11 protein-coding genes are annotated in these 11,547 nt (G+C 72.5%); 1 reads left to right on the forward strand and 10 read right to left on the reverse strand.

The window, feature by feature from the left end; genetic code table 11:
* From rodA to ACXJKL_RS05100, 10 genes are all read right to left on the reverse strand, one after another.
* On the reverse strand, positions 1 to 1,165 hold a 1,165-nt coding region (rodA, locus tag ACXJKL_RS05055; RefSeq protein ID WP_457205966.1), incomplete at its 3' end, for a rod shape-determining protein RodA.
* Positions 1,162 to 3,300, reverse strand: coding sequence for a penicillin-binding protein 2 (mrdA, locus tag ACXJKL_RS05060; protein WP_457205967.1), 2,139 nt, complete (start codon positions 3,298 to 3,300; stop codon positions 1,162 to 1,164). The genes mrdA and rodA, both read right to left, overlap by 4 nt.
* Entirely contained in the window at positions 3,300 to 3,809 is a 510-nt protein-coding gene (gene mreD / locus ACXJKL_RS05065; protein WP_457205968.1) for a rod shape-determining protein MreD, read from the reverse strand. The genes mrdA and mreD overlap by 1 nt, the downstream gene beginning before the upstream one ends.
* A gap of 13 nt (positions 3,810 to 3,822) precedes the next feature.
* A complete protein-coding gene (gene mreC, locus ACXJKL_RS05070) occupies positions 3,823 to 4,746 on the reverse strand; it encodes a rod shape-determining protein MreC (RefSeq protein WP_457205969.1) in 924 nt (307 codons plus the stop codon).
* On the reverse strand, positions 4,746 to 5,774 hold the full coding sequence (locus ACXJKL_RS05075; protein ID WP_457205970.1) for a rod shape-determining protein: 1,029 nt from the start codon (positions 5,772 to 5,774) through the stop codon (positions 4,746 to 4,748). The genes mreC and ACXJKL_RS05075 overlap by 1 nt, the downstream gene beginning before the upstream one ends.
* A 143-nt stretch (positions 5,775 to 5,917) precedes the next feature.
* The gene (locus tag ACXJKL_RS05080) at positions 5,918 to 6,913 is read right to left on the reverse strand and encodes a hypothetical protein (protein ID WP_457205971.1); all 996 of its coding nucleotides are present in this window, start codon (positions 6,911 to 6,913) and stop codon (positions 5,918 to 5,920) included.
* Between the two features lie 4 nt (positions 6,914 to 6,917).
* A complete protein-coding gene (gene ndk / locus ACXJKL_RS05085; RefSeq protein ID WP_457205972.1) occupies positions 6,918 to 7,337 on the reverse strand; it encodes a nucleoside-diphosphate kinase in 420 nt (139 codons plus the stop codon).
* A 269-nt stretch (positions 7,338 to 7,606) separates the two neighbouring features.
* Positions 7,607 to 8,014 (reverse strand): DUF4233 domain-containing protein, encoded by a 408-nt coding sequence (locus tag ACXJKL_RS05090; protein WP_457205973.1) that lies wholly within the window; start codon positions 8,012 to 8,014, stop codon positions 7,607 to 7,609.
* Positions 8,011 to 9,393, reverse strand: a complete 1,383-nt coding sequence (locus tag ACXJKL_RS05095; RefSeq protein WP_457205974.1) for a bifunctional folylpolyglutamate synthase/dihydrofolate synthase — start codon at positions 9,391 to 9,393, stop codon at positions 8,011 to 8,013. The genes ACXJKL_RS05090 and ACXJKL_RS05095 overlap by 4 nt, the downstream gene beginning before the upstream one ends.
* 37 nt (positions 9,394 to 9,430) lie before the next feature.
* Positions 9,431 to 10,309, reverse strand: a complete 879-nt coding sequence (locus ACXJKL_RS05100) for a GNAT family N-acetyltransferase (protein ID WP_457205975.1) — start codon at positions 10,307 to 10,309, stop codon at positions 9,431 to 9,433.
* A gap of 77 nt (positions 10,310 to 10,386) precedes the next feature.
* Between ACXJKL_RS05100 and ACXJKL_RS05105 the strand changes: the two genes are divergently transcribed.
* Positions 10,387 to 11,547 (forward strand): class I tRNA ligase family protein (locus ACXJKL_RS05105; RefSeq protein WP_457205976.1); only part of this gene is annotated, 1,161 nt, incomplete at its 3' end.

Consider the following 11,547-nt stretch of genomic DNA (forward strand, 5'->3'; position numbering starts at 1 on the left):
CGAGGAACCGGGTCGGCAGCGGCGCCGAGGCCCGCAGGTGGATGTTCTGCAGCAGGCCGAGCGCGAGCATGCCCGCGAACATCGACGACCCGCCGTACGACACGAAGGGCAGCGGCACGCCGGTGACCGGCATGATCCCCAGGCACATGCCGACGTTCTGGAAGGCCTGGAAGCCGAACCAGCAGGCGATGCCGGCCGCTGCCACCCGCCCGAAGACGTCGTCGGTGTCCATCGCGATGGCCAGCGCCCGCCAGATGACGACGCCCAGCAGCGCGATCAGCAGTCCGGCCCCGACGAGCCCGAGCTCCTCGCCGGCCACGGTGAAGATGAAGTCGGTGTGCTGCTCGGGCACGAAGCCCGAGCGGGTCTGYGAGCCCTCGAAGAGGCCCTGGCCGAACAGCCCGCCGTTGCCGACCGCGATCCGGGCCTGCTCGGTGTTGTAGCCGGCACCGCGTGGGTCGAGCCCGGGGTTGGTGAAGGCCATGAACCGGTCGACCTGGTAGTCCTTGAGGACCCCGGCCGCCACCGCCACGGCGGCGCCCCCGACGCCGACGAGCGTCAGCCCGACCAGCCAGCGGCGGGCCGCGCCGGCCACGGCCAGCACCCCGAACACGGTCGCGGCGAGGACGAGCATGGTGCCGAGGTCGGGCTGGAGCAGGATCAGTGCCGCGGGGACACCGGCGATGAGCAGCATGCCCAGCACCTCCGGCGTCTTGACGCCGCGGCGCCAGCGCCCCTCGCTGCGCTCGGCGACCAGCAGCGCCATGCCGATCACCACCGCGAGCTTGGCGAACTCCGACGGCTGGATCGACATGCCGCCCACCTGGAGCCACGAGCGCGACCCGTTGATGGTGCTCCCGGCCACGAGAACGCCGACGAGCCCCACGATGGAGCCGAGATAGACGAGGGGCGCCAGGATCCGCACCCAGCGGTGGTCGGTCGCCAGCACCATCACCATCAGCACCAAGCCGATGGCGACGTTGACCAGCTGCTTGCGCAGGTACGCCGTGGCGTCGCCGCCCGTGAGGTCGGCGCGGGTCGAGGTCGCCGACCACACCAGCATGGTCCCGATCGCGACCAGGCCGAGCGCCGCCCCCATGAGCAGCCAGTCCAGGCCGGGGGCGCGCAGCGCGGACCGGCCGGTGGGGGCGTGGGGCGTCCTCACGACAGGCCTCCTGCACCCGCGACGGCCGGCGGCAGGATGGAGCCGTCGTCGAGGAAGGTGGGGAGCTTCTTCGGGGAGACTACGCCGGGGATGGCCGCGGTGCGGGGCCTGACCGTCTCGCCGTCCACGCCGTACAGCGCCTCCCAGACCTTGCGCACGCCGTCGCCGACGGACCCCGATCCCGTGCCCGCCTGGCTCATCATCATCACCACCACGTAGTCGTCGGTGTAGGAGGCGACCCAGCCGGTCGACTGCTTGCCGTAGACCTCCGCGGAGCCGGTCTTGGAGCGCACCACGACGTCGTCGAGCGGGAAGCCGCCCATCTTCCAGGCCATGGTGCCGACCCGGGTGACGCCCTTGAGTGCCTCGTCGATGTAGTCGAGGTCCTTCGTCGGGACGTGCACCGAGCCCGTGCGCCGGGGGTTGAAGCGCTGGAGCACCTCACCGTCCGGGCTGACGAGGGCCTTGGCGATGGTCGGGGCGTAGAGCGTGCCGCCGTTGGAGATCGCCGCGTAGGCGCGGGCCAGCTGCAGCGGCGTGACGATGGTGTCGCCCTGGCCGATCGCGAAGTTGGCCGCGTCGCCCGCCCGGTAGGCGTAGCCGTCGATGCAGAACTCGCGGGAGAACTGGTAGACGAAGTCGCTCGTCTTGCCGTCCTGCGGCTTGTCCGCGATCCCGCAGTAGAAGTCCTTCATCGACTCGTAGTAATCGCGCTTCCAGTGCCGGTCCGCGATGCGGCCGGGGGCCTCACCGGGGATGTCGATGCCGGTGCGCGAGCCGAAGCCGAAGGTCTGGGCCTCCTCGACGAGCGGGTCCCGCGCGTCGACGTTGCCCTCGTCGCTGCCGAACTGCTGCCAGTAGCGGTAGCCGATCTGGAAGAAGAAGGTGTTGCAGGAGACCTCGAGCGCCTTGGCGAAGGTGACCGCCCCGCCGATCGCCGACGACTCGTGGTTGTGGAAGACCCGGTTGCCGATCTGCACCCCGGACGGGCAGGTGAGGGTGCTGTCGGTGCGGTAGCCGTTCTTGAGGGCGCCGGCCGTCATGATCGGCTTCCACGTGGAGCCGGGCGCGAACTGGCCCTGGGTGGCGCGGGAGAGCAGCGGCGTGCCGGCCTGCTCGGAGTAGAGCCGGTCCAGCTCGCTGGTGCTGATCCCGCCGACCCACACGCCCGGGTCGTACGTCGGCTGGCTGGCCATCGCGACCACCCGCCCGGTCTTCGCCTCGAGCACCACGGCGGCACCGGAGTCGGCCTCGAACGGGCGGTTGGTCACGGGGTCGACGGTGGCTCGCTGCACCCGGATCCGCTCGGCCAGCGCCTTCTCCACGGCGCTCTGCACCTTGGCGTCGATCGAGGTGACCAGCGTGTCGCCCGGGGTGCTCTCCACCGTCGAGTCGTCGCCGAGGACGCGGCCCATCGAGTCGACCGCGACCCGGCGGTAGCCGGGCAGGCCGCGCAGCCACTGGTCGTACTGCTTCTCGACGCCGGCGCGACCCACCGACGAGCCGCCGTTGAGGGACTGGTCGTCGACACCCTGCGCGGCGTCGTACTCGTCCTCGGTGATCGGGCTGAGGTAGCCGAGCACGTGGGCGAGGTTGACGCCGTAGGGCCTGGGGTAGGCCCGCACGCTCTGTTGCTCGGCGACCACGCCCGGGTAGTCCTCGGGCTGCTCGAGCACGCGCAGCGCGACGTCCTTCGAGACGTCGGTGGCCACCGGCACGGGCTGGTACGGCGAGCCGTTCCAGCAGGTGCCCCGGATGCTGCCCTCGTGGCCGCAGGTCACCAGGCGCTGCTCGATGCCCTCGGTGGTCTCCCCGACGACGACCGACACCCGTCGCACCAGCTCGGTGCGCTGCCGGTCGGTCATCTTGTCCATCAGGTTGCGGTCCATCGAGATGACCCACGACGTGCGGTTGGCGACGAGCGGGCGACCCTGGTCGTCGACGATCAGTCCGCGCTGCGGCTGCACCACGATGTCGCGGACCGACTGGTCGGCAGCCATCGCCTGGTAGTCGTCGCCGCCGACGACCTGGAGGTAGTAGAGCCGCACGAAGAGCGTGGCGAAGAGCGAGAAGACGAGGGCCTGGACCACCACCAGGCGCAGCCGGCTGCGCTGCGAACCGTTGACCGCACCCATCAGGCCGAGGCCCACCGGGGGTCGAGACGGGCGAAGAGCCTCATCAGCGGCGGCAGCACGAACGGGGTCAGCAGGACGTCCCACACCACGGCGACGACGATGACCTTGAGCAGCTCGGCGACCGACCAGGCGTCGCCGAGCAGCAGCCCGGTGAGCGCGAAGATCGAGGTGCCGATGAACGACGCCGCCGCGACGGTGCCGACGACCGCGACCGCCGTGGGCCGGACGTCCTGGCGCACCCGGGCGGCCAGGAAGGCCACCACCGTCAGGGCGAGCGCCCACCGACCGGCGACGTGGTCGGCGGGCGGGGCGAGGTCGAGGGCCACCCCGGCGGCGAAGCCGAGCAGCAGCGCGGACGGTGCGTCGATGGTCAGGGCCGCCGCGACCACGACCAGCAGGCACAGGTTGGGCACGATCCCCTGCCATGCCAGGTGCGGGAAGAGCGAGACCTGGAGCACGAGCGCGACGAGGACCGCCACCAGGGCGACGAGGACGCGGAGTCGGTTCATCGGCTGACCGTCCTCATCGCAGGGCCCCGTCGGCCTCGACCACGGCGCGGTCGCTGGTGGTGCCGGTGGGCACCATCACCCCGACGACGTCGAGGGCGGAGAAGTTGACGAACGGCTTGATCACCGCGCGCTGGGAGGTCTCGAGCAGGCTGCTGTAGACCTCGGTGACCTCGCCGATCGGCACGCCGCGCTCGTAGGGGCCGCTCGCGCTGCCCCACGTCACGACGGTGTCGTGCTCGGCGGGGACGACCGCGTTGTCGAGGAGGCGCAGGTCGAGACCGCCGTCGTCGGCGAGCGAGCCGCGGCCGTGGACGAAGCCGATCTCCATGCTCGAGCCCACCCGGCCGCCGACGATCGACTCGGTGTCGGTGACGAGCAGGACGGTGGCGGTGGAGCGGGTCACCCGCAGCACCCGGCCCACCAGGCCGTCGTTGTTGACGACCGTCATGTCCGGGCCGATCCCGGCCTGCGAGCCGGCGTCGATGGTCACGGTGTTGCTGAAGGACTGCGACGGGCCCACGGCGACCACCCGGGCGGGGACCAGCGCCTGGCCCAGGTCCTGGGCGGCCTGGGTGAGGCCGTCGTACGACTCGAGGCGGTTGCGGTCGAAGCCGGCGGTCTCGACCTCGGTACGGAGCGCGGAGTTCTCGGCCTGCAGGTCGCGGATCTCGTCGCTGAGCGCACCCTGGCTGCGCATCCACGAGGGCACCGAGGTGAAGGGGCGCACCACCGCGGCGGTGACGGACTCGACCGGCCCGAAGGCCTCGCCGACCGCGCGGCGGGCCGGCTCCATGGCCGAGTCCGGCCCCCCGTGGTAGACGAGGGTGATCAGGGTGACGCTCGCCAGCAGCAGCGCGACGAACAGCGATCGAGGTGGCCGGTTGCGGCTCTCGAGGCGGTCCAGGCCGCGCCAGCGCCGCTCACGGGTGTCGCCCATCAGTAACGCCTCGGGTCCGAGACGAGCACCTGCTGGAGGGCCTCGAACTCCTCGACGCACTTGCCGGCCCCGAAGGCGACCGACGACAACGGGTCCTCGGCGACGTGGACGGGCATCCCGGTCTCGTGGCGCAGCCGCTCGTCGAGGCCCCGGAGCAGCGCGCCGCCGCCGGTGAGCACGATGCCGCGGTCCATGATGTCGCCGGCCAGCTCGGGCGGGGTCTGGTCGAGGGTGCCGCGGACGGCGTCGATGATGTTGTGCAGCGGCTCCTCGAGGGCCTGGCGGACCTCGGCGCTGGAGACCACGACGGTGCGGGGCAGGCCCGAGACCATGTCGCGGCCACGGATCTCGGCCTCCGGCTCGGTCGGCAGCGGGAAGGCCGATCCGAGGGTCATCTTCATCTCCTCGGCGGTGCGCTCCCCCAGCATCAGGGAGTACTCCTTCTTCATCCACGCGATGATCGCCTGGTCGAGGTCGTCGCCGGCGGTGCGGACGCTCATGCTGGTGACGATGCCGCCGAGGCTGATGACCGCGACCTCCGTGGTGCCGCCGCCGACGTCGACGACCATGTTGCCGGTCGCCTCGTGGACGGGGAGCCCGGCGCCGATCGCGGCGGCCATCGGCTCCTCGACGATGTAGACCTTGCGGGCGCCGGCCTGGTAGCCGGCCTCCTTGACGGCACGCTGCTCGACCGCGGTGATGCCGCTCGGCACGCAGATGACCATCCGCGGCTTGGCGAAGTAGCGGCGGCGGTGCACCTGCTGGATGAAGTAGCGCAGCATCTGCTCGGTCGCCTCGAAGTCGGCGATGACGCCGTCCTTGAGGGGCCGGATGGCGGTGATGTTGTCGGGGGTGCGACCGATCATCCGCTTGGCCTCGTGCCCGACCGCCAGCACCTCGCCGGTGCTGGCGTTCATGGCGACGACGGAGGGCTCGTCGAGGACGACGCCCTTGCCGCGGACGTAGACCAGCGTGTTGGCGGTGCCGAGGTCCACGGCCATGTCGCGGCCGATGAGACTGTGTGCCATTGCGCTGCCTCTTGTGCTCGCGTGTCGAAACACTGCGGGTCGGGGAAGGAGCCGACACCCGGGTCGCCGGCCCTCAGCTCAGGGTAAGGAGGCGACGAGCGCCTTCTCGGCAGGACACGCGCGGCGGGTCGCACCKGTGCGGGTCACAGCTCGCAGGTCGCCGGGCCGCCGTCCTCGACGGCTGTCCGGTCGAGGCGCAGCAGCCGCGGCACGAGGGCCCCTCCGGGGTCGCGGTACGGCGGGGCGCTGGCCTCGCTGACCGTCCAGATGCTCCGCCGGTCGACCACCAGGTCCTCCGCGCCGGGCACGAAGTCCCGGGGCGGACCTCCCGGGCGCACCACCCCGCACGCGACGCGGGACGAGACGACCCACGGCACACCGACACGGGTGAAGGCGAGCCCCTGCAGCCGGGCGGGCACCCGGGTGGAGCGGGCCATGGCGACCTGACCCGCGTCCGGACCGTCCTCCACCAGGGTGGTGACGCCGGTCCGCAGCAGTGCCGACTCGTCGTACCAGCGGGCACGGCCGGGGCCGTCGGGTCGGAAGCCCGCGACGACCAGCCGACCCCGGGTCGCCGCCAGCGTCGAGCCGCGCACGCCCTCGCCGAGCTGCCACACGCGCAGCACCGGGTCCGTGTCGAGCCGGTCGGGGTCCAGCAGCCAGAGCCGAGAGGTCTCGACGACCCACAACCCCGCATCGGTCAGCGCGGCGCCGCCGCCGTGGCGGCAGTACGCCGAGCCGTCGGACGGGCTGCCGGGCGGGTCGAGGCGATCCGCGAAGGCGCGGGTGTCGCCCGACGGCAGTGCCACGGCCGCGACCTGGCAGGGCTTGCTGCCGACCGCACCGGACCGGTGCCCGACGACGTACGCCGTGGATCCGGCGACCTCGAGGCCCTGGGGCACGAAGTCGTCGGGCAGGTCGAGCCACCACGCGTCGCACACGGCGTCCGCCGCCCGGTAGTCACGCAGGGTGCCGTGCGGCTCCCCGGGCTCGGGGCCGCGGACGTCGTCGTAGCCGACGTCGCACCCCTGCTCCGCGAGGCCCGGGAGCGTCTGCTGCGTCCCCCCGTCCGACGTGCACGCGCCGAGACCGAGCACCGGTCCGGCCAGGAGCAGCCCGACGACCAGCGCGCGCCTCACGGGATCAGAGTCCCGGGAACCAGATGCCGATCTCGCGCGCGGCGGACTCGGGCGAGTCGGAGCCGTGGACGATGTTCTGCTGGACCTTCTCGCCCCAGTCGCGGCCGAGGTCGCCCCGGATGGTGCCCGGCGCGGACACGGTCGGGTCGGTGGCGCCGGCCAGCGACCGGAAGCCCTCGATGCAGCGCTCGCCCTCGAGCACCATCGCGGTGACCGGGCCGGAGAGCATGAACTCCACCAGCGGCTCGTAGAACGGCTTGCCCTCGTGCTCGGCGTAGTGCTCGGCGAGCAGCTCGCGCGTGGCGGGCCGCAGCTCGAGGGCGACGAGGCGGTAGCCCTTCGCCTCGACGCGACGGATCACCTCACCGGTGAGGCCACGCCGGACACCGTCCGGCTTGACGAGGACGAGAGAACGCTCAGTCATGGGCCGGAGCCTATCCGGCGCCCGGACCCGTCGCGCGCGCGGTCACGTCGTGCGCCCGGGGGTGGGTCACCTCGTTCGCCGGGAGCGGTGAGCAGGCCACATTCCGTGGCGGGGGAAGGTGGCTGGGCCACCGCTTCCCGGGCGCGGCGCCGGGACACGCCGGGTGGGCGGTCAGCGAGCCACACTCCCGGTCGAGGAAAAGGTGGGTGAGCCACCGCTCGACGGCGGGGAGCGGGGAGGGCGAGGACCCGACAAAGGGCGGGAGAGGGTCAGTCCGGGTTCTCGGCGCGGTACGCCGCCCAGGCCTCCGCCCGCTCGCGCTCGATCTTGCGTCCCAGGAAGTCGGCGAGTCCCCACAGCAGGGCGAAGATCCCGCCGAGGAGGAACATCAGCGGGACCAGGAAGCCGATGGCCACGGCGCCCACCTGGAGCACCCACCCGACGGTGTAGGCCCAGGGCGCGCGGAGCATCCCGGCGAGCAGCAGGCACGCGAGCGCCAGCCCGAGACCGATGACCAGGGCCCGGCCCACCGGCACGTCGGCGATCGTGATCAGCACCGGCGTGGTCAGGCCGACGGTGATGGCCTCCAGGCAGAGCACGGCCGCGCACATCCCGCGTCGCGGGGAGCGCTCGGTGTTCTGGGGCGCCTGCCCCCGCGGTGCGGAGACGTCGCTCACCGGTGCCCCCGGCGCAGCAGCATCGTCCGCGCCTCCCCCACCGTGACGACCGAGCCGGTGACCAGCACCGCACCCGAGCCCAGCGGGTCGCCGAAGGCCTCGCCGGCCTCGGCAAGGGTCGCGCCCCGCTCGATGGCGTCGGCCAGGTCCCGGACCACCGTCACCCGGTCCTCGCCGTAGATCTCGATGGCCGCGGCGGCCAGCGCGTCGGCGCTCATCGAGCGCGAGGTGGAGTTCTGGGTGCAGATGAGGTGCTCGAGGTGCGGCTCGAAGGCCTCCAGCAGGCCGTCGGCGTCCTTGTCGCCCATCACGCCCATCACGCCGATCAGCGGGGAGAAGGTGAAGGAGTCCTCGATGGCAGCCGCCGTCGCAGCCGCCCCGTGCGGGTTGTGGGCGGCGTCCAGCACGATGGTCGGGCTGCGGCGGATGATCTCGAGCCGGCCCGGCGAGGTGACCTCCGCGAAGGCGGCCCGGACGAGGTCCTCGTCCAGCGGCTCCTCGCCGGCGAAGGCCTCCACCGCGGCCAGGGCCACCACCGCGTTCTGCGCCTGGTGCGCGCCGTACAGCGGCAGGAAGACGTCGTCGTACCGGGCCCGGATGCCCTGGAGGGCGACCATCTGGCCGCCGATGGCCGGGACCCGGGACACCACGCCGAACTCCATGCCCTCGCGGGCGACGGTCGYGCCGACCTCGGTGGCCCGCTCGATCAGCAGGGCGGCCACGTCGGCCTCCTGCTGGGCCAGCACGGCGATCGAGCCGGGCTTGATGATCCCGGCCTTCTCGTGGGCGATGGCGGTCACGGAGTCGCCGAGGTACTTCGCGTGGTCGACCGCGATGGGCAGCACGACCGCCACGTCGGCGTCGGCGACGTTGGTCGCGTCCCACGTCCCGCCCATGCCGACCTCGATCACCGCGACGTCGACCGGGGCGTCGGCGAAGGCGGCGTACGCCATGCCGACCATGGTCTCGAAGAAGCTCAGCGGGTGCGTCTGGTCGGCGTCGACGAGGTGGGTGTAGGGCGCGACGTCGTTGAACGCGCGCACGAACTCCTCGTCGCTCAACGCCTCCCCGTCGATGCTGATCCGCTCGCTCATCTTCTCCAGGTGCGGGCTGGTGAAGCGGCCCGTCCGCAGGTCGAGGGCGCGCACGAGGGTCTCGATCATCCGGCTGGTGGAGGTCTTGCCGTTGGTGCCGGTCAGGTGGATGGTCCGGAAGGAGCGCTGCGGCTCCCCGAGGAGCTCGGTGAACGCCTCGATCCGGTCCAGGCTCGGCTCCAGCCGGGTCTCCGGCCAACGGGACAGCAGGGCGTCCTCGACCTCGGCGAAGGTCTCGGCCGGGCGGGCGTCGGGCCAGTGCTCAGAATTCTCGTGCTCACTCATCTCCCCACGAGTCTAGGGGGCGGGGCGGCCCTCGACGTCAGCGCAGGACGACGTGGGCCATGTCCACGACCGGCCGGTAGCCGAGGGCGGCGTAGATCCGGTTGGAGGTGGGGTTGGCCAGGTCGGTGAACAGGCAGGCCCGCGCCCCCTGGTCCACGACGAGTCTCGTCACCTGCGCGACGGCGGCGCTGGCGTAGCCACGGCCACGGCGCTCGCGCGGGGTGTAGACGGGCCCCACCCGGGCCACGCCGAAGGCCGGCGCGTTGGCCCCGGTCAGGTGCACCACCTCTCCCCCGTCCTCCCACAACCAGATGCGCCCGCCGTCGATGCGGCGCAGCAGGTCCTCGTCGCTGAACGTCTCGACGGCCGCACGCCCGGGCGGACGGCCGGCCTGCTCGTCCGCGTCCCTGTGGAAGGCGCTGAACCAGGCGCGGCACACCTCCAGGTCCGCCCGCCCCGCCGGTCGCAGCGCCCCGGGCACCGGCGCCGGCTCGACCAGCGCGGCCAGCTCGTGGAGCCGGGTGTGCTCCCAGACGTGCGGCGTGCGGCCGGAGAGCCCCCCGAGCTCGTCGGCGAAGACCTGCACGGCGGGGAGCGCGCCGTTGACCGCGGCCAGGTCCTCGCCGCGCTCGTGGACGGTGCGGGCCAGCAGCCGGGCCGCCTCGTCGGGCATCGGGAGGAGGTACGCCGGACGGTCGCCGTGCGGGGCCGTCCGCATGCCCACCCCGACCACGGCGTCGCCGTGGCGGGCCACGGCGTACCAGTGGCGCGGGTCCTGCGCGATCCCGTCCTCGACCTCCGAGACGCTGCGGGAGGCGACGGTCGCGACCACGGTGGCCAGGACCGGGGTGGCGGCGAGGTGGTCGGCGGCGGCCTCGAGGAAGTCCGCCGGGTCGGTCAGGAGCTCCAGGTCCATGGCGCGACGCTAGCCAGCCGCGCGACCGCGACGGAACTGGTTTTCGCAGGCCGGAGGCCCTTCCGTAGCATGCCCACATGACTGAGACACCCGAGAACCAGGCCCCGGAACCGACGAGCGCCGAGCGGCGTGCCGTCGTCGTACCGGACAAGGCCGTGCTCGAGGGCCTCGAGTCCCGCTGGGCCGAGCGGTGGAAGGCCGACCAGACCTACCGCTTCGACCGCACCCGCAGCCGCGAGGACGTCTACTCCATCGACACCCCGCCGCCCACGGTGAGCGGCAGCCTGCACGTGGGGCACGTCTTCTCCTACACCCACACCGACCTCATCGCGCGCTACCAGCGCATGCAGGGCAAGACAGTCTTCTACCCGATGGGCTGGGACGACAACGGCCTGCCCACCGAGCGCCGGGTGCAGAACTACTACGGCGTGCGCTGCGACCCGTCGCTGCCGTACGACGCCGACTTCACGCCGCCGCAGAAGCCCGACGCCAAGAAGCAGGTCCCGATCAGCCGACCCAACTTCGTCGAGCTGTGCGAGCGGCTCGTCGAGGAGGACGAGAAGGTCTTCGAGTCGCTCTGGCGCACCCTGGGCCTCTCGGTCGACTGGTCGGAGAACTACACGACCATCGGGGCCAAGTCCCAGGCCGTGAGCCAGACCGCGTTCCTGCGCAACTTCGCGCGCGGCGAGGCCTACCTCCAGGAGGCGCCGACCCTCTGGGACGTCACCTTCCAGACGGCGGTGGCCCAGGCCGAGCTCGAGGCGCGGGACTACCCGGGTGCCTACCACCGGGTCGCGTTCCACCGCCCCGACGGCGAGCCCGTCCACATCGAGACCACCCGCCCCGAGCTGATCCCCAGTGTCGTGGCCCTCATCGCGCACCCCGACGACGAGCGGTACGCCGACCTGGTCGGAACCACGGTCACCTCGCCGGTCTTCGGTGTGGAGATCCCCGTGCTGGCCCACCCCGCCGCCGAGCCCGACAAGGGTGCCGGCATCGCCATGTGCTGCACCTTCGGCGACCTCACCGACGTCATGTGGTGGCGTGAGCTGAACCTGCCGGTCCGCACGGTCATCGGTCGCGACGGGCGGCTGCTGCGCGAAACCCCCGAGTGGCTCGCCGGCGACGCCGCCGCGGCGGCGTACGAGGAGCTCAAGGGCAAGACGACCTTCAGCGCGCGCGAGCAGATGGTGGCGGCGCTGCGTGAGAGCGGCGACCTCGACGGCGAGCCGACGCCC

It is taken from the genome of Nocardioides sp. P5_C9_2, from assembly GCF_054049555.1.

Coding starts and splice junctions, on each gene's coding strand:
- mrdA (WP_457205967.1), bottom strand. CDS start 3,300: ATGGGTGCGGTCAACGGTTCGCAGCGCAGCCGGCTGCGCCTGGTGGTG.
- mreC (WP_457205969.1), bottom strand. CDS start 4,746: ATGGGCGACACCCGTGAGCGGCGCTGGCGCGGCCTGGACCGCCTCGAG.
- ndk (WP_457205972.1), bottom strand. CDS start 7,337: ATGACTGAGCGTTCTCTCGTCCTCGTCAAGCCGGACGGTGTCCGGCGT.
- ACXJKL_RS05075 (WP_457205970.1), bottom strand. CDS start 5,774: ATGGCACACAGTCTCATCGGCCGCGACATGGCCGTGGACCTCGGCACC.
- ACXJKL_RS05100 (WP_457205975.1), bottom strand. CDS start 10,309: ATGGACCTGGAGCTCCTGACCGACCCGGCGGACTTCCTCGAGGCCGCC.
- mreD (WP_457205968.1), bottom strand. CDS start 3,809: ATGAACCGACTCCGCGTCCTCGTCGCCCTGGTGGCGGTCCTCGTCGCG.